Below are 24,755 nucleotides of genomic sequence, written 5' to 3'. Positions count from 1 at the left end.
GTTGAGCGGAGGAAAAGGGAGTTACGCTGAGGTTTTATTTTTCTTTTCTCTGCTTAACTCCCTTTTCCTCCGCTCAACTCTGCGAAACAACTTTTTAAACTGTAGCATCGGAAAGCTGCCGGTTCAGCGGGCCGAGCTTTTCGCGGGCTTTTTCCGCAATATCAATCAGCAGTTGCATAAACCGCATTTCCGGTTGGGGAAAGGGCGTCTGCAGGGTGTTTTCAATCTTCCCGGCCTGATCCCGCAAAAACTTGTCGCTGAGGCCCTTATCGAAAAAACTGGTTTCAATTCGTTTCGAGCGCACCATCGCATTGAACTCGTTCGGCAGGTCGAACGGAAAGAACGCCCGGTCGTTCTGCGCCATTTCGTTCAGCCAGTTTTTGAAATGGTGCGTCATGAAATTCTCCAGCGAAGTGTAAAACGTATTGGTGCGTAGGTTCTGGGAAAGCGCCAGGTTTTTGGCAAAGGCCTCGCCCAGGTTCGCGGGCACAAAATCCGTAAAAAACTTCGTTGCGTAGGCAAACCGGATGAGGGGTTCGAGCAAACCGTTGTAGGTCTGGTCGTAAAAATGCGGCAGATCGAGCGTGCGGTCGTTGCGTTTCAAACCGTATTCAAAATACCGCTTCGCATCACCGAATTCGGCATCGGGTTTATTGGCAAAATCCAGAATAGCCGCAGCCGCCAGCATCTCGACCACGTGGGCGTTGTTGGTCTGCTTCGAACCACCTTCGACGTTGGGATAGAGCTTACTGCCGGGCCGGTCGCCGATGTAATAGAGCGCATCCAGGTTCACCTGCGTCTGGTAATAGGAAAGAGCCGCCTTGGTTTTTGACAAAAACCGGTTTTGATCGATGGCACTCTGGTTGTTTTCTTCCAATGCAAAATACGGCATCACCGTCACGGCTCCTTTCTTCGCATTGCGAATCTGGATTTTCTGACTCGGATGCTGCAGCAGTTTCACCAGTTGCGGAAAACCGGCCGAGCCCGTACCGCCAAAAATGGAACTGATCACAAAAATCCGGTCGGTCTGGTCGTTGAACGCGCCGGTAAAATATTTATAAACCGCCGAATCTTCCAGCGCATTGAACACCACACTACCGATGTTCGGATTGCCCTTGAAACCAACCGACAGATTGAGTTTCAGCTCCGCACTGGTCGGTTTGGCCGAGTTGTCATACAGCAATTTCAGCAGTTCCCGGTCGATGTCGTCCATGTTACTGACGCTCAGGAACTCTTCGAAAGTGCCTTCGTGATCGGTCAGTTTGGGCAACACCGAGTCGCCGATTTTCTCCTGCGCATTTTCGGCCTGAAGTGTCCCGAGTGGTTGCAACGGAGTCGCAAAAAACGTCCGTCGTTCCGTCTGGCTTCCCTGACTGGCCGCGGTATCTTTATACGCCGTCCGGCGAATGGCGCGGTAGAGTTCAACTTCCCGTAAGGCCCGTTCCGTATCGCCGTTCTGCATATCCATGTCGAGCAGAATCGGGATGATGGTCAGATCCGCAGGTGTTTTCGACCCGGCAGCTAGTAACATGGTCAGCGACCGAAGAACGCGGGCGCCCGTGCCGCCGATACCAAAAAGAAATAGTTTCATAGACAAAAAGCCGTCTTGAACTGGGATTACGCGGATTAAAGGATTAACTGGGATTACCTATTCCTGCTTTTTAAATCCGAAGAATTTCCTCTTAATCCTTTAATCCGCGTAATCCCAGTTCAGAAGAATTAAAAGGGAGTTCGTTTCGCAAAGATGGAAAACCGCTTCAGGAGTAACGAAAAAATGAAGAAGTAAATTAGTGCGTACAATAAGTTTACGGCACCAAAGCCCTGCATGTAACTGTCGGTATTCTCGGCATCGGTGGCATCCAGCGCAAACCAGAGCGCGTAACCGAAGCCAAAAATACCGGCAACGACCAGCGTAATGATCCAATGGGAAGTCCGGTAAAAAACCGATTTCCAGCGACCCAGAATCAGGTAAAACAAAGCCGCCAAACCGGCTGAAAATAAGAGCGTAATGAGACCAACGGGGGTAAAAATTTCGTCGGCGTAGATAGGATCATTGTTCTGGCCCAGCCAGAGTTCATACAGGGTTACAAACATGGGGATATTTTTTATTTTTCCAATTTAAAATTCAGGACCAGAAAATCGTTGGTCGATGATTGGTAGGCTTCTTTGACGCCGTTCATCAGATGAACCAGCGCGAATGTTTTGTTAAACCGGTTTTCGGACGTTCGGTCGTCCATCGTCGACCAGCCGGACGCGTACCAGTCGTCGAACCGGACCGGCAGTTTAGCGGTAACATCCGCTTTCTGGTCATACAGATTCTCAACCCGGAACGTCAGCACGTGGGTGTTCTGGTTGAGCAGTTTCAACTCCCGTTCCTTCAGGCGATTGGTCGAAACCTTTTCTTTTTTCTGCACATTCACCAGCTTAACCGTAGCGCTCGGTGCAGTAACCACCAGGTTTTTCTTAATAAACTCTTCAGCCTGGGCGTAGGCCGGTAAACCGCCCAGATTGACGCCCACCGCAAACTCGGCCGGAGCTGTCGGTTTGGCGGAAAGCTCCGCAATAGCCGATTTTTCGACACGCCACTCGCCTTTTTTATTCAGCGAAAAGAACAGATCGTATTGGTTCAATGCCCCACTGGCCCCAAAATCGAGTTGCTTGGCCGGTTTGGTGATCATCAGTTCGTTCAGCTTCCGGTTCAGGTCGCCAACGAGCTCCTGTTTACCGATAACCCAAATGTAAAATGGTCGAGATTCGCCGGACAAGGTGTGCTTTTTATTCTGATAATCGTAATAGGTTCCGTTGAAACCGGAGCTGTAGGCCAAAACTGTCGCGCTGATGCCCTTCTTTTTCAGACTGGAAAACTGATCGTTAATCTGGCTTTTCAGCACGCTTTCCGCATTCTGCCGATTGATTTCCGGGTTCTTTTTGATTTCGGCATCCGGAAACGACAGAATGCAATCCGACACCAGCAATGTGACGGTATTGCCTTTGGCTTTCTCGCCTACTTCCTTGAAAATGTGATGCAGTTCCGAACTCCGTTCCATCGCCAGGGGCGTTGTCGCCAGGTTGACCACAAACTGGTTGTAGCCTTCCACAAACGGTTGCGGTTTTCCGGCAATCGTCCAGACTTCAACGGGGGCAATCTGATTCAGTTTGGTAACCACCTCAGAAACAGCCACTTTAAAATTGGTTTCGCCTTTCAGGTAACCGCCCATGCTGGCCGAAGTCTCCATGAAAAACAGGATATTGCTGATTCCGGCGGGTTTGGCTTCGGGCTGTTTCTCGGTTTTTTTCTCTTTCCGGCCGCAGCTTTGGAAAAACAGGAGGAGCGCAAGAAACACCAGGCTGGTTGCCCGAAGGGGTGATTGATTCATTAGTTTGTGCACGTTGTATTATATCTGGTTTGGAAACCGGTTCCCGGCCGGCCATTTCCCCACATCTAGCTCTGAATAAATCGATTACCCGTTTTTTTGTTTTGGCAACAGATAAACCACCAGCAGTAAAATAGCTAACACAATCGTGTAAACGTCCGCTACTTTGTCGGCCTGGTAATGATCGCAGCCTTTCATGAGCACGCTGGCAAATACTGTACAAACGACGATACCCCAGTAATTCGTACGTATGCGCCAGCGGGCCGCGCCCACACTGAAATAAATTAGTTGAATCAGTAACAAAACGCCGGCGATAACGGCCCAAATTGAGTCGATCAGTTTCGGATTGGTACCAACACCATCTTTTCGGGGTTCCCCACCAATGTTGATCAGTAACAACAACGCCAACCCGGACAACGCCAGTCCGGCCCAGTTCAAAATGCTCAACCGACTGGTCGGAGAACTACTGGTCGAACCCGGTCGGGAAGTGGGTACCAGCGGTTTTACCACGGCCATCGCGGGGGGGATCGGGGGTCGCTGGGATGAGGCCGAAACGGCAACGGGCGGTTTTTCAGCTACTTCATACGTCCAGACGTGTTGAAAAACCGGATCGCCTTTTCGGAAAGTATGGATATGGCCGCTGGCGTCCTTGAACAGGCCACATTCGGTCAACTCATCGTAATGAATAACGCCCCTCTGCATGAAAAAATAACTGGTTACTCACAAAACGGTAAAATTAACCAAATCTCCCAGGAAAGCCATGAATTTTATACGGTTCCATCAGCAGGATCGGTGTACCTTTGCGGTATCAAAACCGATTGAGCATGTCTGAACGTTCCTACGGAAAAAATTCAAAACGAACCGCGCCCCCCCGGGAACATTCGGTTCAGAAAGATTTGGTCCGCGCCAAAAAACATTTAGGTCAGCATTTTCTGAAAGACCTCAGCATTGCCGAACGCATTGCCGGTTTACTTTCCAGCCATAATGGCTACAAAACCGTACTCGAAATCGGCCCCGGCATGGGCGTTCTGACACAATATCTATTGGCCAGCGATCTGCCGTTTACAACGCATGTGATCGAAATCGATACCGAATCCATCGCCTACCTGACTGCGCATTTTCCGATGCTGCGCGGACGGATTCTGGAGGGCGATTTTCTCCGGAAAAACTTATCGACACTGTTTCAGGAGCCCATTGCCATCATTGGCAATTTCCCCTATAACATTTCGTCCCAAATTCTATTTAAAGTACTGGACCACCGCCAGCAGGTGCAGGAAGTAGTTTGTATGCTGCAACAGGAAGTGGCTCAGCGCATTGCCTCTCCACCCGGCAACAAGGATTACGGTATTCTGAGCGTTTTGCTGCAGGCCTATTACGACATTACCTACGAATTCACGGTCGATGCCAGCGTTTTTTCGCCACCTCCCAAAGTGCAGTCGGGGGTCATCCGACTCCGCCGGAACACGGTTGTAGCCTTGCCCTGCGATGAAAAGAAATTTGTTCAGGTCGTCAAACAGGGTTTTAACAACCGCCGGAAAACGTTGCGCAACGCACTGAAACCATTAAACCCTCCGGAGTCGATGTTGTCTCACCCATTGCTGGACAAACGCGCGGAACAGTTGGGCGTTGCAGAATTTGTACAACTTACGTTGTTAATGAACAATGAATAATGAACAATGAAAAGTCGGCTGATTGAATCGGCGGCCCGCTTCCTCTGATTGTTCATCGTTACTTATTCATTCGGGGCCGCCCGCGCGGTTCATTCTTTTAAAACCATGACTTTCGAGCTTACCAAAGAATACGTAGAGCACATTCAGGCGGCTATCGAAGCCCAGGACGACACCACGCTCCGGGCCGAAATGGAAGAGCTGTACCCGGCTGATATTTCCGGCATTCTCTACGAGCTCGATACCGAAACCGCCCGGTATTTACTGGCGTTGCTCGACCGGAAAGTAGGGGCCGAAATTCTGGCCAACCTGGAAGTTATTGATCGTCAGGAGTTTTTACAGAGCTTCACGTCGCCGGACCTCGCGCAGTACGTCGATGAAATGGATTCGGATGATGCCGTCGATTTGCTGAACGAGCAGCCCATCCAGACCCGCGAGGAAGTCATTGCCCTACTGAGCGACCGCGAACAGGCGCGGTTTATTCTCGATTTGCTCCATTACGACGAAGACGTGGCCGGTGGGTTGATGCAGAAAGAGTTGATCAAGATCAACATCAACCTGACGGTGAATCAGTGCATCGAAGAAATCCGGCAACAGGCTGAAAATGTGGAGAATGTCTACTCGGTTTACGTCGTTGACGATGCCGACAAACTCCTCGGCCGGGTTTCGCTGAAAAAAATCGTGCTGGCGCGCAAAAACGCCAAAATTGCCGACATCTACGAAGAGGACGTCATTTTTGTCGAAACCTACCGCCCGGCACAGGAAGTTTCGGAAGTGATGCAGCGGTATGACCTTGACGCCGTTCCGGTCGTAAACGTACAGGGGCGACTGTTGGGTCAGATAACGATTGACGACGTCGTCGACGTCATTACCGAACAGGCTGAACTGGATATTCAGGCGATTACCGGTATTACGGGGGATGTGGAAGAAGAAGACGATACGATCTGGAAACTCGTCGGCGCGCGTTTGCCGTGGCTGATTGCGGGGGCCGTCGGCAGTCTGATGGCGGCTACGGTCATCAACACCTTTAATTCACAACTGACCAAAATCGCGGCTCTGGCGGCTTTTATTCCAATTATCGGATCGACGGGCGGAAACGTTGGTATTCAAACTGCATCGCTGATTGTGCAAAGTCTGGCCGAAAAATCCGGGTTGAGCGCCACGGTGGGTCAGCGATTGGCCAAAATGGTGCTGGTGGCGCTGATCAACGGCCTGATAATCGGTTCTTTAGCGGGTTCCTATTGTCTGCTCATCGGCGAACCGCGACTGGTTCCGGTAGTTTCACTCGCCCTGCTAACCGTGGTATTGCTGGCATCGTTTATGGGAACCATCACACCTATTGCACTCAATCGGTTTGGCATCAACCCCGCCATCGCATCCGGACCGTTCATTACCACCGTCAATGACCTGCTTGGCATTGGCGTTTATTTCCTGATTGCCAGTTTGTTATTGAGCATTTAAAGTTTACGGTTTTCAGTTTACGGTGGCTGACGCGTGTTTGCTAGCGCGATAAGTATAACGCGTCAGCCACCGTAAACCCTAAACCAATCTACCTATGATTGCAGTCATTCAACGTGTTTCCGAAGCTTCCGTTACCATCGACGGGCAGGTAAAAGGCCGGATTGGGACCGGTTTTCTGATTTTATTGGGAATTACCCACGATGATACCCGCGAAGACCTCGAATGGCTGAGCAAAAAGATCGTCGGCATGCGGATTTTCAGTGATCCTGACGGCAAAATGAACCTGGATCTGAAAACCGTCGACGGCTCTATCCTGCTCATCAGCCAGTTTACATTGCACGCCAGCACGAAAAAAGGCAACCGCCCCTCGTTCATTGATGCGGCCCGGCCCGAGGTTGCCATACCACTTTACGAACAAATGATTCACCAACTTTCCGCCGATCTGGGCAAACCCATCGAAACCGGCGAATTTGGTGCAGATATGAAAGTAGCTCTCCTTAACGACGGCCCAGTCACGATTGTCATCGATTCCAAAAACCGCATCTAACGTACCCACGGACTTTAGTCCGTGTTTTTAGCTAGCTTTTCGAGTACTAAGAAAACACGGACTAAAGTCCGTGGGTACGTTTTACGTTATTCTTTTTTGATCATTCTGTCGTTCAAAATCACAATTTCATAACGCACTCCTTCATAAGGAAAATCCAATTATCCCCTTTCTTCGCAGCCTAATTGATGCCATACCATTATAGGGGTAAAAACGCGATCAATTGCCATTCCATCGCCTTCGTTTCTGGCTTTTTCGGCAAAAAACTATTGTTTTAGTTATTTCTTGTATAACAAAATCTGCCAAATCAGCTCGGTAATTAGCTCAATAAAACCGGTTTAAACTTTTTTTACAAAAAACCTTAAAAAAGACTAAGGGTAAAATAGTTAAAAAAAGTCTTTGTTTTGTTTTAATTTCATCGACGCAATGATTAACTCTACCTTGCACTATCCACTCGCTTCAACCGACCCGTTGCCCTTCCGATCCGAACCGGAGGAGAATCCGTCCGTACCGGTTTTTGACAGTGAGACGTTCCTTCGAAAAACGTTCGAGAGCGAACCGCGCAAAGGGTTTGAACTGCTTTTCCGTCATTATTACGCGCCCCTGTGCAGCCACGCGGTGCGGTTTGTGTATTCCCGGCAAATTGCCGAAGACCTCGTCAGCGAAGTCTTTTACCAGTTTTACCGCACCGAAGCGCACCTCAAAATCCGCACGTCCTTCATCAGTTATCTCTTTACGGCGGTTCGGAACGAAGCGTATACGTATTTACGGAAGGAATTTGGCAAAACGGATTCCATTGAAACTACGACCGAACACCTGCTGACCAATCCGCAGTTGCAACCCGATGCAGAGGTGCATTTTAACAACCTGTTCTTAACGGTTAACAAGGCCATCGGTCAGTTGCCATCGCAATGCCGACGGGTTTTTCTGTTAAGTCGGTTCGAGAACAAGAAATACGAAGAAATCGCCGACGAACTGCAAATTTCGGCCCGAACGGTCGAGGTCCATATGTCCAAAGCCCTCAAACACCTGCGGCTTTCGCTGCGGGGCGAGTGGCAACTGGCGGTTTTACTGCTCTCTTTTTTGCTGCCCAACTAAGGGAAACGGATTGTCTCCGAGTCTAATCCTCAACAATTATCGAAGATGAAGCATTCCTTGACGAAGCAGACGCTCTTCATGTACCTGGCCGGGCAGGCAAATCCCCTCGAACGGCAAACGGTGGAAGACTGGCTGAAGAATCCGGCGAATCTCGCGACTTTTCACGAATGGCTGCTGGAATGGGAAACGCAATCGTTGCAATACGGCCCGGACCCGGAAGCTGCTTTTGAAAAATTAAACCAGCGCATTGCCCAAATCGGCACGTCCTTGCCCACCGATGCAGAAGAACCCGCGCCCAACCCCAAACCGCTCTATCCGCTGTTTGGTCTATTGGCGGCCGCTGTGGTCCTGATCGTGCTGGGAATCGGGCTGAGCCCGCTAAAAAACGTATTCCTGTACCGCACGTACCAGACTTTGCCCGCTCAGAATCTAACACTTACACTGAACGACGGCAGCCGGGTATCGCTAAATGCCAACTCGCAGTTGCAAATCCCGCGCTTTGGTTTCTGGGGAAACGCCCGACAGGTTTTACTAACCGGTGAAGCCGCTTTTGATGTCGCTCACCAACCTAACCATCAGCCATTTATCGTCAAGACTTCCGATCAGTTTCAGGTAGAAGTGTTGGGAACCGAGTTTACGGTTTATGCCCGGAAGCGTGGAACAAATGTGGTACTGAACCGGGGTAAAATCCGGATCAATTACGCCGACGGAGCGCAGAAACGCCAGGTGCTGATGAAACCGGGCGAGTTGCTGACGGTCAATCAGCAGGGGAAAATCCACCTCCGGCAGTTGACCCCGCCCACAACGCCGGCCCGCTCCAAAGAGCATCGGTTTGTCTTTAACGAAACCTCCCTTTGGGAGGTCTGCTACCTGATTCGTGAAAATTTTGGCGTCAAAATCGTCATCACAGACGGCGTCTTGGCGCAACGCACGGTTTCCGGCAACTTCAAAGCGCAAAATGCCGACGAACTTCTCGAAATTTTAACCGAAGTATTCAACCTAAAAGCCGAACCGAGTGGTGATGTAATTTTACTAAAAAACTGATTCACAAATGCTTTCTATCCAAATCTCTATGAAAAACCCTGTACGAAACGCCTGTCTACTGGCAGTTTTGCTGACCGGCTGCCTGGTTTCAGGCTTCAGCCAGACCCTCGCCTATGCCCGGCAGAAGGAACAGCCGTCTGACCGGAAAATGACGGTTCAACTCAAAAATGCCCTACTTGATCTGCAACAGCAGTACCGCGTCGAAATCGTGTTTGAAGACAAACTCATGACCGGAAAAACCGCTCCGGCGAATGCACTGAACTCAAACCTTTCTGCGCAGAAAAACCTGAACAACTTGCTAAAAGGCAGTGGTTTACGGTACAAGAAAATCCGGGAAAACACGTTTATCATCACCAGCGAACGGGAAGAAAAAGAAACTCCGCGCGGCCGGGAAGAGTCGTCGCTGATTCAGCCGACCCAATCCCAAAATCTTTCCGTCGAACGGACGACAGCCAGTACACCGCTGATTCTTTCGCCCATGGAAAAAGCGGTTCCCGCTGATGTCACCATCGAAGGGCGCGTATCGGATGGCGAGAAAGGGGACGGCATTCCGGGCGTCAGTGTCGTGCTGAAAGGAACAACAAAAGGCACAACGACGAGTGCCGATGGAACGTATCGGCTAGCCGTACCGACAGTTGACGCGGTGCTGGTGTTCAGTTTTGTGGGCTACGAATCTCAGGAAATTGTGGTCGGCAACCGCACCAGCCTGAATGTTTCCCTGAAACCGGATACCAAAACGCTGAATGAAGTCGTCGTTGTGGGTTACGGAACACAGAAAAAAGTGAACCTAACCGGCGCGGTTGATCAAATCACGAGCGAAGTGCTGGATAACCGGTCGCTGCCGAACCTGACGCAGGGTTTGCAGGGCACGATTCCAAACCTGAACCTGAAAATGGGCGACGGAAAACCGACTCAATCGCCGTCGTATAACATTCGGGGAACCACCTCGATTGGTCAGGGCGGAAATGCCCTGGTGCTGATCGATGGCGTGGAAGGTGACCCAAGCCGGTTGAATCCGAACGACGTAGCCTCGGTTTCCGTTTTGAAAGATGCGGCTTCGGCGGCCATTTACGGCGCCAGAGGAGCATTTGGGGTTGTTTTGATCACCACAAAAAGCCCGACGAAAGATCGTACCAGTGTCACCTATTCGCTGAATCATTCGATCAAGAGCCCAACGAGCGTGCCGGATTTTGTAACGAACGGCTACATTTTTGCCAAGAATTTCAACGAAGGCTGGTCGGCCTGGAATGATTATTCGCAGACTCCGCAGAACGTCAACAAAACCGTCCGGTTTTCGCCCGCTTATCTGGCCGAACTGGAGCGGAGAAACAATGACCCGAGTTTACCCAAAACCGTGGTCGATCCAACGACCGGTGAATATGTCTACTACGAAAATACCGACTGGTACAAAGAGTTATACAAAAATCAGAACAGCGCGACGGAACACAATCTTTCGGTTTCGGGCAGCAGCGGAAAAGCTGATTTTTACGTAACCGGCCGCTATTACAACCAGGAAGGGTTGTTCCGCTATAACTCTGATGATTACAAGATCATCAGCTTGCGCGCCAAAGGCTCGGTTCAGGTGTTTCCGTGGCTGAAGGTGTCGAACAACGCCGATTATTCGTCCATGAAATACCACAATCCACTGAACGTCGGCGAAGGCGGCAGCATCTGGCGGAACATTTCGGACGAAGGCCACAACATGTCGCCGATGTTCAATCCCGACGGAACGCTTTCGTATTCAGCGGCTTACACGGTTGGCGATTTCTGGTACGGAAAGAATGGCATCGATATGGACAAGCGCGTGTTTCGGAACACCGCCGATTTCGCTACCAGTTTTTTCAGTGACCAGTTACGGGTAAAAGGAAACTTTACGTTTCAGAATACCGACGATAACGAATACCGCACGCGGGTGCCGGTGCCGTACAGCCGCAAACCGGGCGTAATCGAGTACGTGGGAACCAATACCAACGACTTGCAGAACATTTTCCGCGAAACGCTCTACACGGCTACCAACCTCTACGCCGAATATGAACCCAAGATCAACGCGAACCACTACGTGAAAGTGCTGGCGGGGTACAACTACGAAACCTCGAATTACCGCCGTCTGGAGGCCGTTCGGAACGGGTTGATTTATGAAGATGCCGATGACATCAACCTTGCTCTCGGTCAGGCGATTACAACCGCCGGTGGCCGCGAAACCTGGGCCATTGTGGGTGGTTTTTACCGCTTGAATTATTCGTACAAAGACCGGTATCTGCTGGAAGTGAACGGTCGGTACGATGGTTCGTCCAAGTTCCCGGCGGGTCAGCGGTATGCCTTTTTCCCTTCGGTTTCGGCGGGCTGGCGCGTCATCAACGAATCGTTCTGGAAAGTGTCACCGAAGTTCATTTCGGACCTGAAAATCAGAGGGTCGTATGGTTCATTGGGCAACGGGACGATTGCTTCCTACGCGTTCCAGGAAAAATTCTCGATCTCCCAGTCGGGTCGGATTCTGAACGGCGTTCGGCCGCAGAAAACCGGTCAGCCGAGTGTAATACCGGATGGATTGACCTGGGAAACGTCCACAACCTCGGATCTCGGTCTGGATCTGGGCATGCTGAATAACCGCCTGACGTTGACGGCCGATGCGTACGTCCGAAAAACGACGGATATGTTTACGACCGGGATGACCTTGCCCGCCGTTTTTGGAACCGACGTACCGAAAGGAAACTACGCCGATCTGACCACCAAAGGCTGGGAAGCGGTTTTGGCCTGGCGCGACAAAGCCAGCGTCGGTGGTAAACCGTTTGGCTACGAAGTCCGGTTGACGATGGCGGATTACACGGCCAGAATCGACAAGTTCAACAATCCGAACAAGCGCTTGACGGATTACTACGCCGGTCAGACCGTCGGAGAAATCTGGGGGTATACGACGGAAGGCTATTTTACATCCGCCGATGACATTAAGAACTCCGCCAAGCAAACGCTGTTCAAGGCGTCGAACACCAACCAGTTGTTACCGGGCGACATCAAGTTCCGCGACCTGAACGGCGACGGCGTGATCGATCCGGGCGACAATACGGTCGACAAACCCGGCGACCGCACCGTGATTGGTAACTCAACGCCCCGCTATACCTACGGGATTATGGTGAGCGCCGACTGGAACAACTTCTTCTTCTCGGCTTTTTTACAGGGAGTTGGCAAGCAGGATTGGTGGCCGGGCGCGGAAGCCGGAACGTTCTGGGGACAATATAACCGCCCCTATAACCGCCTGCCAACCTGGCATCTGGACAACATCTGGTCACCCGAAAATCCGAACGCGTACCTGCCCCGGTACCGCGGGTATGTGGCCCAAAATGCGGCCGGTGAACTTCGTCAGGAACAAACCAAATACCTCCAGAGCCTGGCGTATCTGCGGCTGAAAAACATTCAACTGGGCTATAATCTGCCCAAGCTCTTGATCAGCAAGGCGGGAATGACGAACGCCCGGGTTTTTGTATCGGCCGAAAACTTCCTGACGTGGGCATCGCTCTACAAACGCACGAAAGATCTGGATGTGGAGAGTGCCACGGCTTCCGACCGCGTGTTGACGGATGGCAACAGCGGAAACGGGCATAATTACCCGATTTTGAAGAGCTTCACGATGGGTTTGTCCGTTACTTTCTAACCTAAAAATCAGCAACACAATGAAATTACAACATATCAGTCTTTTTCTAGCCGGTCTGCTTTTCGCCGGATGCAGCGAGCTGGAACAGGTACCGGAATCCACCGCATCAAAAAACGCAGTTTTCAGTAGCGAAAAGGGTCTGGAATTATACGCCAACTCGTTTTACGATAATTTACCTACTGCCAATGACATCATCCGGAGCGACGAAATGGCCGATTTTGCGGCCCGGACGCAGGTACCTGATTTCATTCGGGATGGCGCTTACGGACCTCGGCAAAGCACCGGCTGGTCTTGGACAGCTTTGCGGAACATCAATTATTTCATTGCCAATACGACTAATCCGGCCATTCCGCTGGATGTTCGGCGGCATTACATCGGCTTGGCCCGGTTTTTCAGAGCTTGGTTCTACTTCGATAAAGTGAAGCGGTTTGGCAATGTGCCCTGGATCAACAAGGCAATGGACGTAACGGATAAGGATCTGTTCAAAGGCCGCGATTCGCGTACGATGGTGATGGATTCGGTGCTGGCAGATTTGAATTATGCCACTCAAAACATCCGCACCACCTCCGACAATTCGCGTACGCTGATCACCAAATCGGTGGCGCAGGGGTTCAAATCGCGCGTTTGTCTGTTTGAAGGCACGTTCCGCAAATACCAGACGTCGTACAAGCTCGAAGCGACTGCCGAAAAATGGCTGACAGAAGCCGTGGCCGCTGCGGATGCGGTGATGAAAGACGGCGGTTTTTCGCTGAACGAAGCCGGTGGAACCGACAAATCCTACCGCCAACTGTTTATCAACAAAACCCCGGTGACGAACGAGATCATGCTCTCGGCAGTCGTAGACCCCGCGCTGAGTGTTTTCAATGATGCCAACTGGTGGTGGACGAGCGCTACGTACGGCGCCCGGGTCAGCCTGACCCGCACGTTTGTCAACACGTATCTGAACCTCGACGGCACGCCTTTTACGGCTAATCCGGCGTATAAAACCATGACCTTTACGGAGGAAGTGAAAGGGCGTGACAAACGCCTGATGCAAACCATCCGGACTCCGGGCTACACCCGCGTCAACGGCGGGACTGTGGAGCCCGGCCCACCGGTTTTTTCGTACACCTATACCGGTTACATGCCCATCAAATGGTCGCTGGATGATACGTATTACGACGGCGGAACCCGGAATGATAATTCCATATCGACCATGCGCTACGCCGAAATTCTGCTGAACTACGCGGAAGCCAAAGCCGAATTGGGTACCTTTACCGATGCCGACTGGGTGAAAACCATCGGCGCTTTGCGGAAACGCGCGGGCATCACGGGCGGTTTGACGGCCAAACCGACCGTTGCCGATCCGTACCTGCAAGCCAATTATTTCCCCGGTATTTCGGACCCGTCGCTGCTGGAAATCCGGCGCGAGCGGGGTATTGAACTGTCGCTGGAAGGCTTCCGGTTCCCGGACCTGATTCGCTGGAAACGCGGGGAGCTGATGCAGCAGGTCTGGAACGGCTTTTACGTCCCGGCGCTCGACAAACCGATGGATTTGAACGAAGACGGTAAAAACGACGTGGTGTTCTACAAAGTGAAACCGGCGACGCAACTGGCGGGAGTTACGTACATCAACGTGGCCGAAACCGTCAACGGCGTGCCGAATCCGCAGCGGTTGTCGAACGACACCTCCGGCGAACTGACGTGGCTGAGCAATATCCCCAGAAAATGGGATGAAAAATATTACCTCTACCCCATCCCCGAAAACGACCGGCTGCTGAACCCGGAAATCGGCCAGAATCCGGGGTGGTGATGAGTAAAAGAGTTATTTCGCGGAGTTGAGCAGAGAAAAAGGGAGTTAAGCGAAGTTTTATTTTACTCTGCTCAACTCCTTTTTGCTCCGCTTAACCGCCGGGCGGCCCCGTCCGCGAAACTATTATTTAAACCTAACGTCAAACGATGAAACTAACGATCCTAATCCTGCTGGCTAGCATTCTGATTACCCAGGACGGTTTTTCCCAGAAAGACACGCCGATTACCATTGCCACGTACAACATCCGCTATAATACCAAAAACGACGGCATCAACGCCTGGCCCAACCGCAAGGAAGATGTCAAAGCCCTGATCCGCTTCCACGAATTCGACCTGTTCGGCACCCAGGAAGGCTTGCGGGAACAACTGGATGGCATCGCCGAACTGACCGAATTTGCGTTTTTGGGGAAAGGCCGCGACGACGGGCAGCAGGCCGGGGAACATTCGGCGATTTTCTACAAAAAAGACCGGTTTGAAGTCCTGAAATCCGGCGATTTCTGGCTCAGCGAAACGCCCGACAAACCGGGCAAAGGCTGGGACGCGACCTGCTGCAACCGCATCTGCTCCTGGGCGCAGTTCCGGGATAAAACGACGAAAAAGAAGTTCTATTTTTTCAGCGTTCACTTCGATCACCAGGGCGTGGAAGCGCGTCGGCAATCGGGGAAACTGATGGTGCAGAAAATTCAGGAAATCGCGAAGGACGAACCCGTCGTGCTGGTCGGTGATTTCAATTCGACGCCCGAAACGGAGCAGATTAAAACCATTCAGACGTTGCTGAGCGATTCGCACGAGGTAACCAAAACACCGGTTTACGGTCCCGAAGGCACTTTCAACAGCTTTAAATTCGATGCGCCGATGAAAAACCGCATCGATTATATTTTCGTCAAAAAAGGCATCGACGTGCTGAAATACGGCGTTTTGACCGATGCCAAAGAACAGCGGTATCCGTCGGACCACCAACCGGTTGTGATCAAAGCCGTTATCCGCTAACTTGGGCGTCCGAACATCCTGCGCCCTTTTTATGGCTGAATTAAACGTCTACGGCAATCCACTGGAAAGCTGCTGCACAAACCCGATGACCGGTTTTTTCCGCGACGGTTTTTGCCGGACCGACGACGAAAATCAGGGTCAACACCTCGTCTGCGCGATCATCACCCAGCAATTTCTGGCGTTTTCGCGCAGCCGGGGAAACGACCTGATCACTCCCCGCCCCGAATTACGCTTTCGCGGTCTGAAACCCGGTAATCGCTGGTGTCTGCACGTCCTGCGCTGGCGCGAAGCCTACGAAGCGGGCGTTGCGCCCCCGGTTTTGCTCGCCAGCACCCACCAGCAGGTTCTCAACTACGTCACCATCGACATGCTGCGGGAACTGGCTTTTGAGGAGTGAGACGATGATAGACGATTGACCATTGACAGCCGACCATTGCTAATCGCCCATGGTCAGCGCTCTATTGGCATCCGTCAATGGTCGATCGTCAATATTCCCCCTGCCACACCGGCCGCAAATCCAGTAAATACAATTGCCGTCCGTTGCCGCCGTGGGTGGAGTCGATGCAGACGAAATTGCCGTCGTTGCTCGTGCGGGGATGCAGGTCGCAGCGCCACTCGGCCACGTAACTTTCTCCCGCCGGAAAATGGCCCAGGTCAATCCGGCGGTCGGTGGGCAGGTGATAGAGGTACGGTGTCTGATTCCGGTCTTTGGCTCCCGAACCTCCGTTCTGGGCATAATTGTCGTTGATCAACCACGCATTATTTCGCTCAGGAACGTACGTCTGATGGCCATTGACAGGCATTTTCTCCGTCACAATCCGCTCGGTTTTACCGGTTTTATCCTCCAGTATATAAAAGGTTTGCGGTTGTCCTTCCGGTTTGGTGTAGGCGCAAATTGTCGTCGGATCGCGCCAGATGAAGTGGGACGTAAAGCCGGACGGGTCGATGATAAACCGGTCGCTGCCGTCGGGATTCATCGTGAACATGCGGGTGACGAAATGGGTCCGCGCCATGATCTGCCGGTCTTCGCGCATGGCCCGCCAGCGGTGCAGAAACGTCAACCGTGTTCCGTCTGTGTTAATCAGTAAATGATTGAACCAGTGGAAATTATTCGCAACCGACGCACCGTTGTGCGGGATCGCAGCCGCATCCTCCAGTGACAGAAGTAATTTTGTTGTACCGGTTTTTAAATCCATCCGATACAAGCCGATTTCCTTCGGCGCTTTGATATCGTAATACGGATCCCGAATGCCCGCGTAGCCATAACCGGGTCGCAGATCCTGAATCCGGCTAAACTCGGTCCCGATTGCCCAGCTTCCGTCTGGACTCAGGGCATAGACGGCTTTCGGCAACGTCCGCTTTTTGCGGGTAAATACATCGACGATGTGGCTGACGTACTGATTACCAACGCGGTCGTTCCAGATCACCTCGGATTTGGAACCCGGAATCCATTGCAACATACACCCCTGCTGCCAGCCCCACGCCCGGCTTTCACCCAGTTCCGTCCACGAATCGTTCTTCTGTAAATCGATCAGGCCGATTTTAATTACATCGTCGGCGGTTGGCGAACGACCTTCGAAATTGACCTGCATCCCCAACACGTAGCGGTTTGTCGGATCGAACTGCCGCTTGTCGTAATACCCAAACCAGTGAAAACCGGGACCTTTCGTCAACGCCCGAATTGGAACGTCCAACGGTTTTCCAACGGCCCGACTAAATGCCAGTCCGCTCAAACCGGCCACGGCGGATGTTTTCAGAAAATAGCGTCGATTCATACAAAAAGCGGCTTTGGATGCTGATTTCTCAAACACCCAAAGCCGCTGACTGTCAATAATCTACTGATGAGAATAAAGAGATGAGACGTGAGACAAAACCGTACTCTCACATCTCTTGTCTCATCTCTTTATTCTATTCCCATCAATACCCCGGATTTTGCTTGATTTTCGAGGAATTGATGTCGATCTGGCTCTGCGGAATGGCAAAAATCAGGTTGTTTTCCGTCAAATTGGTTTTGATCCCGATCGCGGTCGCCTTGGCTTTCATGACGTCCAACGCCCGGCCCGTCCGGACCAGATCGAACCAGCGGTGTCCTTCAAAGGCCAGCTCAACCCGACGTTCCTGTTCCAGTGCCAACCGCATGGCGGCTTGCGTTCCGGCGTCGGCAGCGGTTTTGGCTGCCAGTCCGGCCCGGGTCCGAATGCGGTTCAGGAAGGGCAGCGCATCGGCAGTTTTACCGGTTTCGTTCAGCGTTTCGGCATACATCAGTAACACATCAGCATACCGCAAAACCGGCCAGTTGTCTTCCGAATCGCCATTGACGATCGGTGGATCTTTGTATTTCCGAATGAAATTGTAATCCACTTTTACCCCACTGGCATTTACGTAGCTCGTCGCCAGCGACACATCCTTGCGCAAATCACCCGCTTCGTAAGCCGCCACCATGTCCGCCGTGGGCTGGTTGTTCCCACCGCCACCAAACTGAATCACCGCGTTGCCCGAGTTTTCGGGAGCGTAGGCATTCGCAAAACCGCTGCCCTCCCCGATGCTGCCTTTTTTGTACTGAACGTCAAAAATCGACTCTTTGTGATTCTTGTTCGAAGCCTGAAAAACCGCTGCATACGTTGGCAGCAAATCATACGTATTGGCGTCGATAACCTCTTTCAACTTCGCAGATGCTTCGGCGTATTTCTTCTGCGTCAGGTATACTTTTCCCAACAACGATTTGGCCGCTCCGCGCGTGGCCCGACCTATATTAGCGCCGGTATAGCTTGCATCCAGAACTGCTTCCGCATCCGTTAAATCTTTGATAATCTGCGTATAGACATCTGCCACCGGAGCGCGTGCGTATTCGTATCCATCCTGTGGATCGACGATTTCCTTCACCACCAGCGGCACATCGCCAAACACCCGGACGAGGTTGAAATACATCAGCGCCCGCAGGAATTTGGCTTCTCCGACAACCCGTTTTTTCAGGGTCTCGTCCATCGTCACCCCGGCACTCCGGTCGATGATGGCGTTGCAGCGGTAAATACCTTTGTAACCATCGCTCCAGCGAGCCAGTGTATACGGATTGGTCGTCCGCATATAGAATTTATCGAACTCATCCTGATCCGTGACCGAACCGGACAAAACCGGTCGGGTGTCGTCGGACGGGATTTCCGAAACAACGTAAAACTGGCCATACTGACCCGCCAGTTGCAGGGCTCCGTAAGCGCCGTTCAGCGCATTCAGCATGTCGGAACTGGTTTTGTAAAACGTTGCCGTACTGGCCTGCGAAATTGGCGACAAGGCCAGAAACTCGTCCTTACAGCTCGTCAACGCGAGACTCAGCAGGGCAACAACTAAATATTTTCGTTTCATGGATGTTCAGAATTAAAGACCAATGTTTACGCCAATCGTGTAGGTACGAGCCAGTGGGTAACTGCCGTAATCGACTCCGCCGGTCAGCGGACCTTCATACCCGCTGACTTCCGGGTTGTAGCCCAGGTATTTCGAAACCGTCAGCACGTTTTGAACACCGCCATACACCCGCAGACTTTGCAGTTTGACCTTCTGAATCAGCGTTTTCCGCAGGTTATAGCCGACCGTGATGTTCCGAATCCGGAAATAGCTGGCATCTTCGATCCACCGCGACGAAACCGCGTTGTTGTTACCGGTCGACCGCGTGTTGGCGCGGGGCGTTTTGCCATCACCCGGCTGGTCGGGCGACCGCCAGCGGTTCAGCACCGTGGTCAGCTCGTTGGCGTTCCCTTCCAGGTTTTCGTAAAACCGGCGCGACAGGTTCAGAATCGTTGATCCCTGAACGCCCTGAATTACAATACCCAGATCAATGCCCTTGTAAGTGAAGGTGTTGGTCATCCCGTAAATGAAATCCGGCTGGTTGTTACCGATTAGTGTACGGTCGTTGGCATCGACTTTTCCGTCGCCATTCACATCCGCAAACTTCACATCACCCGGCCGGGCATCGGCAAAATGCGGATAGGCATCGAGTTCAGCCTGGTTCTTGAAAACGCCCAGTTGCTGGTAGCCATAAAAACTGCCCAGCGGTTCGCCAATCATGGTAATGTTCGTTTCACCAACGCCGGTTCCGCTCCGGATCGGGTCGCCCGTGGGTCCGAGTGCCAGCACCTTGTTGCGGTTGAACGAGAAGTTCAGATCGGTATTCCAGCTAAAGGCACCGGTGAGGTTACGTGTGTTCAGCGCCAGTTCCAACCCTTTGTTTTCTACTTTCCCGATGTTCTTCACGGCGGATGTAAAACCGGTCAGCGTTGGCACCTGAACCGCCAGCAGCAAATCGGTGGTGATCCGTTTGTAGTAATCCGCGGTCAGGAAAATCCGGTTGCTCAGAATTCCGAGTTCCAGACCGATGTCGGTTTGCCGGCTTTTCTCCCAGGTCAGGTTATCGTTTCCGATTGAGTTGACGGCCAGACCGTTGGCCAGCGCATTACCCAGCACGTAGTTATCCGGGCCTAACAAACCAATTGACGGATAATTGCCGGTGAAGGCGTTATTGCCCGAAAGACCATAGCTTGCTTTGATTTTCAATTCGGAGATAATGCGGTTATTTTTCAGGAAGGATTCTTCCGAAACCCGCCAGCCGACCGAGGCCGAGGGGAATGTACCCCAGCGGTTATTGGCCCCAAACCGCGACGAACCATCGCGCCGGAAGGAAGCATTGGCCAGATACCGGTCCTTGAACGAATAGGACACCCGGCCAAAATACGACGCCAGCGACCACTGATCCCGAACATTCCGCGAAGAGTTGGTTCCGACAATCGTACCCGCGTTTACTGTCCGGACAATGTCGTTCGGGAAGTTATTGGCATCGATCCGGGTCCGCTCAAAATCGTTTTTCTGGCTTTCCAGACCCACCAGCACCTCAAAGCGGTGATCGGGTCCGATCTCTTTATTGTACGTCAGCGTATGATTGGTTACCCAGTTCAGCTCCTGCGAATTTTCGGCGTAGGCGGAGTTGGCCGTCGGCGGCAATAACTGGTTCAGGGGCAACGCGGACGTCTGGTAATAATTCTGGCGCAATTGCCGGATATCGCCCCCGATCGTTCCGCGGTACAGAACTCCGAACGGCAGTTTCACCTCGGCATAGGCATTGCCCAGCAGACGCGTGGTCCGAACCTGGTTATCAATTTCGTAAATATTGGCGACCGGATTGGTGATGCCCGGCCAGTCGTACGGAGCTGCGTAGAAAGCCTGCGAATTGTAAACCGTCGTATTCGGCTGGTAAATCGGAATGAAAGGCGGCAAACTCAACGCGGCATTGATCACCCCGTTGCTCGCCCAGTGCCCGTCCGTATTGGCCCGGTTTTCGACCGAGAACGATGGACTCAGGCTTACCCCCATTTTCAGGAAAGACGTAATCTGAGCGTCGATATTCGTACGAATGGTGTATCGGTCGATACCCGAACGCTTCACAACCCCTTTCTGATTCAGGTAGTTACCCGAAACCATGTATTGAATTTTATCACTGCCACCCGATGCGCTCAACTGGTAGCTGCTGATGGGCGCATTCTGAAAAATCATATCCTGGTAATCGTAACTTGACAGGGCACCCGGATTGTCGAAGCTCACTCCCGCGATTTCACCGCGCGGATACCGGTACCGCTGCCCGGCCGCCCGAACGCTGTTCGGATCATCAATTTTGGAACCGGGAACCCGCTCCAGGTACGCATTGTTGAACGCTTCTTTCGAGAATTCGGCAAACTGCTGGGCGTTCAGCATGTCCATTTTTTTGGTGATCTGCTGCACCCCGGTGTAATAATCGAAGGTCAGACGTGCCTGCCCGGATTTCCCGCGTTTCGTCGTCACAACCACAACCCCATTGGCACCCCGCGAACCGTAAATGGCGGTTGCCGACGCATCTTTCAGAATGTCGATCTTGTCGATGTCGTTCGGATTCAGCAGGTTCAGACCTCCGCCGTTAGCCAGGTCACCCGAGTTCAGCGGTTGCCCGTCGATCACGACCAGCGGTCCGTTCCCGGCGCTGATGGAACCCAAACCCCGAATTTTGATGGATGGACTGTTGCCCGGTGCACCCGTATTTTGCTGGATCAAAACCCCCGGTAACCGCCCCGTCAGACCTTCTACGATGTTCGGAACCGGCTGGTCTTTAATATTCTTGGTACTAATCGACGCAATTGAACCGGTTACGTCGCGCTTTTGCTGTGTACCGTAACCCACTACTACTACTTCGTTCAGCGTCTGATCGGATTGTTTCAGCGAAATATTGATGGTAGACTGGCTGCCAACCGGCACTTCCTGCGTCACATACCCGATGAAGCTGAACACCAGTGTGCCACCTTCGTTCGGGATCGTCACCGAATAGTTTCCTGATCCGTCGGTTGTAGTGCCACGCGTCGAATTTTTCAAGGCCACGCTCACCCCCGGCAGACCGTCGGCGTTTTCGTCCGCCGATACTCGGCCCGAAATCCGGCGCTCCTGAACAATCACTTCCAGCGGCTGACGCATGTGCAGCGAGGATGGCACCACCATACTCATCCGGTCGTCCGGCATCGGGTTCGAGCGGGTCTGCAACAGTTGGCTTTCTTCCAGCGGGGCTAGAAACGGAGCGACGCGGCTCGTGGCTTCGTCGGCTTCGATGATGACGTAATAATGGTCATCGACTTTCTTAAACGTCAGGTTGTTAGGTTTCAAAACCGCTTTCAAAACCATTTCCCGATCGGCCGACGACGGCAACGGCAGGCTAACGGTTTTATCCTGAAGGGTTTTACGTTGAAAAGCAAACTTGATCCCAAATTTGCGCTCCAGTTCGCGCAATACATCACTCAACGTTCGGACGTTTCGGACCGGCCGGGAATAGTCCTGGGCCAATCGGGATGGCTGCCGCAGCGTGTTCGACGCCAGCATCTGCGCTTTGGCGGTGGTTGACAGACTCCACACGCCCAAAATCGCCAGTCGGATAAGATTTGGTACGGTTTTATTCATTGGTTTAGTTGGATAACACGATCTGATTTTCTTTTTTACTCATTTTTAAACGGAACGTTGCAGCCACCAGCCGCAGCAACAACTCAGGCTGATCAACCGGTGCCGAACCGGTAAATGATTCGGTAAGTAATTTTTTATTGGTAATTAACACCGTCAAACCGTACTGGTCGTTCAACCGCTCAACAATTTCGCCGAGTGGTACATCTTCCATCACCAGCAGATTCTCGCGCCAGGCCACGTAGCGGTTGGCATCCACCTTCGCCCGGCGGATGGCGGTTTTTCCGTTCGTGGTTTCCAGCAGATCGCCCGGTTGCATCAGCACGTCGGGGTGTTTCGGCAGCGCTACTTTTACTTTTCCTTCCTGCAAAACCACTTGCGTGTGCGTATGACGGGTGTTTACGTTAAAGCGCGTTCCCAACACCACCACATCGCCCATGCCGGTGTGCACCACGAACGGTTTCCGACGGCCCTGCGGTTTTTTACTGACATCAAAAAAAGCCTCGCCCGTCAGCCGTACCTCCCGGCGTTCCTGTGTTTCCCAGTCGCCCGCCATTTGCAAAACCGAATTCGCGTTCAGCGTCACTACCGAACCATCCGGTAAGCTCACCGTCTGAATCTGTCCGTAAGCGGTTTTATATTCGAGAACGGAATCTGTTCGCTGGTAAAACCATCCCGCCAATCCGGCCATCAGCAAGCATGTTACGGCAGCGGCATACCGGAAAAACCGGGGGCTGAAAAATAACCGCCTGGGTTCCGGTTGCTGTTCCAGCTGCTTTTTCTGAAGTTGCTGAAAGGAAGCCATAACCGCCGTTTCGGGAATTTCCTGCCAGGTTGCCTCCAGCCCGGCCACCAGCAAACGGGCCTGTTCCATCGTGCCTTGCTGGTGCGGATAAAGCGTTTTCACCGAATCCCAAAACCGGTTTCGTTCCGATGTTGGTTGAAGAATCCACATCCGAAAATCCGGATCGCGGGCAAGCTCAATGGTATCGATAGTGGCGTAGTATTCCAGCGGTTTCATGCCGTGTTGAGAGGTCAATCATCCGTAAGAGAAGACAATGCGGTTTTTGTAGTAGGAACGGAAGAAAAATTTGTAAAAAAAAGTTTCAGCTAGTTGTCGAACAGGCTGAACAGCAGGACCAAAACCGGCCAGTTTGTTTGGAGACGTTTGCGGAGCGCGGTCAGCGCCTGATAGAGTTGCGTGCGGGCGGTTTGGTACGTAATGCCCATAACGGCGCAGATTTCGTCGTAACTTAAATCGGTAAAATAACGCAGGTACAGTACCTCCCGCTGGCGGGGCGATAAGGTGGTGAACGCGCCCTGTACCTGTTCGTGCTGTTCCCGATTCAATCCGTCCGCAACCAGCTGTTCTTCGGCGGAGGGCTCGGGCGACAATAAACCGAATTGCTCTTCCACATCCACGTCGGCAAACCGCCGTTGCCGTTCGGCGAGTTGGGTCACCAGCCGATTCCGAAACGATTTGAGAAGATAAGCCTGAACCGACTGGGGCTGGCTGAGGGTTTGCCGGTAATTCCACAACTCGATAAACAGGTCGTGGATCGCATCTTCGGTGGTGGCATCGGTTGCGCCAAATCGCCGGCCGTAGTTCATCAAATACCGGTAATACGTCGAATACAAAGCTGCAAATGCCGACTCACTTCCCTCCCGGAAAGCATTCCAGTGCGTCTGGTCATTGGTGGAGTCTGGGCGGGCGTTCATTTGTATTCGGTCAACGGACCCATTTTAGGCCGCTGATTGACAAACTTAACCGATTCCCGCAAAATTTGGTATTATTTACTGATAAATTTGCTTTGATATACTCAGACCACGGAAATTAAAACAATGACGTTACGCGAAGCACAGACGACCGTCGATGAATGGATCAAAACCATCGGCGTACGGTATTTTAATGAATTGACCAACCTGGCCATGCTGACCGAAGAAGTCGGCGAAGTGGCCCGTATCATTGCCCGGCGGTATGGTGAACAATCGGAAAAAGAATCGGATAAAGCCAAAGATCTGGGCGACGAAATGGCCGATGTCCTCTGGGTGCTGATCTGCCTCGCCAACCAAACCGGTGTCGATCTGACGGCGGCTTTTCAGAAAAACCTGGAGAAGAAAACCGTGCGGGATGCGACGCGGCATCTGGAAAATGAGAAATTGAAATAGGGATTGTTTCG

At 52.2% G+C, this 24,755-nt stretch carries 19 protein-coding genes; 10 read left to right on the top strand and 9 right to left on the bottom strand.

Going from position 1 to position 24,755, the window contains the following annotated elements:
- Positions 1–94 precede the first annotated feature (94 nt).
- The 4 genes from EHT25_RS31985 to EHT25_RS31970 all read right to left on the bottom strand — a co-directional run bounded on the left by EHT25_RS31985 (position 95) and on the right by EHT25_RS31970 (position 4,076).
- Positions 95–1,591 carry an FtsZ/tubulin family protein gene (locus EHT25_RS31985; RefSeq protein ID WP_124879529.1) on the bottom strand — a complete coding sequence of 499 codons (1,497 nt, stop codon included), beginning with the start codon at positions 1,589–1,591 and terminating at the stop codon, positions 95–97.
- Positions 1,592–1,719: 128 nt separating this feature from the next.
- The gene (locus tag EHT25_RS31980) at positions 1,720–2,094 is read right to left on the bottom strand and encodes a hypothetical protein (RefSeq protein ID WP_124879528.1); all 375 of its coding nucleotides are present in this window, start codon (positions 2,092–2,094) and stop codon (positions 1,720–1,722) included.
- 11 nt (positions 2,095–2,105) lie between these two features.
- Positions 2,106–3,377: a hypothetical protein gene (locus tag EHT25_RS31975; RefSeq protein WP_229311875.1), complete on the bottom strand. Its 1,272-nt coding sequence runs from the start codon at positions 3,375–3,377 to the stop codon at positions 2,106–2,108.
- An 84-nt stretch (positions 3,378–3,461) separates the two neighbouring features.
- Positions 3,462–4,076, bottom strand: a complete 615-nt coding sequence (locus EHT25_RS31970; protein ID WP_124879527.1) for a hypothetical protein — start codon at positions 4,074–4,076, stop codon at positions 3,462–3,464.
- Positions 4,077–4,198: 122 nt separating this feature from the next.
- Here EHT25_RS31970 and rsmA point away from each other — a divergent pair, with 122 nt between their 5' ends.
- The 9 genes from rsmA to EHT25_RS31925 all read left to right on the top strand — a co-directional run bounded on the left by rsmA (position 4,199) and on the right by EHT25_RS31925 (position 16,015).
- On the top strand, positions 4,199–5,044 hold the full coding sequence (gene rsmA / locus EHT25_RS31965; RefSeq protein WP_124879526.1) for a 16S rRNA (adenine(1518)-N(6)/adenine(1519)-N(6))-dimethyltransferase RsmA: 846 nt from the start codon (positions 4,199–4,201) through the stop codon (positions 5,042–5,044).
- 105 nt (positions 5,045–5,149) lie between these two features.
- Complete coding sequence (mgtE, locus tag EHT25_RS31960; protein ID WP_124879525.1) at positions 5,150–6,502, top strand: magnesium transporter; 1,353 nt, start codon at positions 5,150–5,152, stop codon at positions 6,500–6,502.
- 94 nt (positions 6,503–6,596) lie between these two features.
- Positions 6,597–7,049: a D-aminoacyl-tRNA deacylase gene (gene dtd, locus EHT25_RS31955; RefSeq protein WP_124879524.1), complete on the top strand. Its 453-nt coding sequence runs from the start codon at positions 6,597–6,599 to the stop codon at positions 7,047–7,049.
- A 423-nt stretch (positions 7,050–7,472) separates the two neighbouring features.
- Positions 7,473–8,144, top strand: a complete 672-nt coding sequence (locus tag EHT25_RS31950) for an RNA polymerase sigma-70 factor (RefSeq protein WP_124879523.1) — start codon at positions 7,473–7,475, stop codon at positions 8,142–8,144.
- A 45-nt stretch (positions 8,145–8,189) separates the two neighbouring features.
- Positions 8,190–9,188, top strand: a complete 999-nt coding sequence (locus EHT25_RS31945) for a FecR family protein (RefSeq protein WP_124879522.1) — start codon at positions 8,190–8,192, stop codon at positions 9,186–9,188.
- A gap of 478 nt (positions 9,189–9,666) precedes the next feature.
- Positions 9,667–12,837 (top strand): SusC/RagA family TonB-linked outer membrane protein, encoded by a 3,171-nt coding sequence (locus EHT25_RS31940; RefSeq protein WP_124879628.1) that lies wholly within the window; start codon positions 9,667–9,669, stop codon positions 12,835–12,837.
- Positions 12,838–12,856: 19 nt separating this feature from the next.
- Complete coding sequence (locus EHT25_RS31935; RefSeq protein ID WP_124879521.1) at positions 12,857–14,629, top strand: RagB/SusD family nutrient uptake outer membrane protein; 1,773 nt, start codon at positions 12,857–12,859, stop codon at positions 14,627–14,629.
- A 146-nt stretch (positions 14,630–14,775) separates the two neighbouring features.
- The gene (locus EHT25_RS31930) at positions 14,776–15,618 is read left to right on the top strand and encodes an endonuclease/exonuclease/phosphatase family protein (RefSeq protein ID WP_124879520.1); all 843 of its coding nucleotides are present in this window, start codon (positions 14,776–14,778) and stop codon (positions 15,616–15,618) included.
- 31 nt (positions 15,619–15,649) lie between these two features.
- The gene (locus EHT25_RS31925) at positions 15,650–16,015 is read left to right on the top strand and encodes a DUF2237 family protein (RefSeq protein WP_124879519.1); all 366 of its coding nucleotides are present in this window, start codon (positions 15,650–15,652) and stop codon (positions 16,013–16,015) included.
- 88 nt (positions 16,016–16,103) lie between these two features.
- Here EHT25_RS31925 and EHT25_RS31920 read toward each other — a convergent pair whose 3' ends face one another.
- The 5 genes from EHT25_RS31920 to EHT25_RS31900 form a co-directional block, all read right to left on the bottom strand.
- Positions 16,104–17,393: a hypothetical protein gene (locus EHT25_RS31920; RefSeq protein WP_124879518.1), complete on the bottom strand. Its 1,290-nt coding sequence runs from the start codon at positions 17,391–17,393 to the stop codon at positions 16,104–16,106.
- Positions 17,394–17,535: 142 nt separating this feature from the next.
- Positions 17,536–18,978, bottom strand: a complete 1,443-nt coding sequence (locus tag EHT25_RS31915) for a RagB/SusD family nutrient uptake outer membrane protein (RefSeq protein ID WP_124879517.1) — start codon at positions 18,976–18,978, stop codon at positions 17,536–17,538.
- A 12-nt stretch (positions 18,979–18,990) separates the two neighbouring features.
- The gene (locus EHT25_RS31910; RefSeq protein ID WP_229311873.1) at positions 18,991–22,578 is read right to left on the bottom strand and encodes a SusC/RagA family TonB-linked outer membrane protein; all 3,588 of its coding nucleotides are present in this window, start codon (positions 22,576–22,578) and stop codon (positions 18,991–18,993) included.
- Positions 22,579–22,582: 4 nt separating this feature from the next.
- Positions 22,583–23,596: a FecR family protein gene (locus EHT25_RS31905; RefSeq protein ID WP_124879516.1), complete on the bottom strand. Its 1,014-nt coding sequence runs from the start codon at positions 23,594–23,596 to the stop codon at positions 22,583–22,585.
- A gap of 89 nt (positions 23,597–23,685) precedes the next feature.
- A complete protein-coding gene (locus EHT25_RS31900; RefSeq protein ID WP_124879515.1) occupies positions 23,686–24,294 on the bottom strand; it encodes an RNA polymerase sigma factor in 609 nt (202 codons plus the stop codon).
- Positions 24,295–24,417: 123 nt separating this feature from the next.
- Between EHT25_RS31900 and EHT25_RS31895 the strand changes: the two genes are divergently transcribed.
- Complete coding sequence (locus EHT25_RS31895; RefSeq protein WP_124879514.1) at positions 24,418–24,744, top strand: nucleotide pyrophosphohydrolase; 327 nt, start codon at positions 24,418–24,420, stop codon at positions 24,742–24,744.
- Positions 24,745–24,755: the final 11 nt, after the last annotated feature.

The organism is Larkinella rosea (assembly GCF_003858635.1).
Classification (GTDB): Bacteria; Bacteroidota; Bacteroidia; order Cytophagales; family Spirosomataceae; genus Larkinella; species Larkinella rosea.
This window is presented reverse-complemented; position numbering and strand designations above follow the sequence as displayed.

Bases quoted from the DNA above. Each gene is read 5' to 3' on its own strand.
- EHT25_RS31975 (WP_229311875.1), bottom strand. From the start codon at position 3,377: ATGAATCAATCACCCCTTCGGGCAACCAGCCTGGTGTTTCTTGCGCTC.
- EHT25_RS31920 (WP_124879518.1), bottom strand. From the start codon at position 17,393: ATGAATCGACGCTATTTTCTGAAAACATCCGCCGTGGCCGGTTTGAGC.
- EHT25_RS31905 (WP_124879516.1), bottom strand. From the start codon at position 23,596: ATGAAACCGCTGGAATACTACGCCACTATCGATACCATTGAGCTTGCC.
- EHT25_RS31980 (WP_124879528.1), bottom strand. From the start codon at position 2,094: ATGTTTGTAACCCTGTATGAACTCTGGCTGGGCCAGAACAATGATCCT.
- EHT25_RS31945 (WP_124879522.1), top strand. From the start codon at position 8,190: ATGAAGCATTCCTTGACGAAGCAGACGCTCTTCATGTACCTGGCCGGG.
- EHT25_RS31910 (WP_229311873.1), bottom strand. From the start codon at position 22,578: ATGAATAAAACCGTACCAAATCTTATCCGACTGGCGATTTTGGGCGTG.
- EHT25_RS31900 (WP_124879515.1), bottom strand. From the start codon at position 24,294: ATGAACGCCCGCCCAGACTCCACCAATGACCAGACGCACTGGAATGCT.
- EHT25_RS31970 (WP_124879527.1), bottom strand. From the start codon at position 4,076: ATGCAGAGGGGCGTTATTCATTACGATGAGTTGACCGAATGTGGCCTG.
- EHT25_RS31985 (WP_124879529.1), bottom strand. From the start codon at position 1,591: ATGAAACTATTTCTTTTTGGTATCGGCGGCACGGGCGCCCGCGTTCTT.
- rsmA (WP_124879526.1), top strand. From the start codon at position 4,199: ATGTCTGAACGTTCCTACGGAAAAAATTCAAAACGAACCGCGCCCCCC.
- mgtE (WP_124879525.1), top strand. From the start codon at position 5,150: ATGACTTTCGAGCTTACCAAAGAATACGTAGAGCACATTCAGGCGGCT.
- EHT25_RS31915 (WP_124879517.1), bottom strand. From the start codon at position 18,978: ATGAAACGAAAATATTTAGTTGTTGCCCTGCTGAGTCTCGCGTTGACG.
- EHT25_RS31950 (WP_124879523.1), top strand. From the start codon at position 7,473: ATGATTAACTCTACCTTGCACTATCCACTCGCTTCAACCGACCCGTTG.
- EHT25_RS31940 (WP_124879628.1), top strand. From the start codon at position 9,667: ATGGAAAAAGCGGTTCCCGCTGATGTCACCATCGAAGGGCGCGTATCG.
- EHT25_RS31930 (WP_124879520.1), top strand. From the start codon at position 14,776: ATGAAACTAACGATCCTAATCCTGCTGGCTAGCATTCTGATTACCCAG.
- dtd (WP_124879524.1), top strand. From the start codon at position 6,597: ATGATTGCAGTCATTCAACGTGTTTCCGAAGCTTCCGTTACCATCGAC.
- EHT25_RS31895 (WP_124879514.1), top strand. From the start codon at position 24,418: ATGACGTTACGCGAAGCACAGACGACCGTCGATGAATGGATCAAAACC.
- EHT25_RS31925 (WP_124879519.1), top strand. From the start codon at position 15,650: ATGGCTGAATTAAACGTCTACGGCAATCCACTGGAAAGCTGCTGCACA.
- EHT25_RS31935 (WP_124879521.1), top strand. From the start codon at position 12,857: ATGAAATTACAACATATCAGTCTTTTTCTAGCCGGTCTGCTTTTCGCC.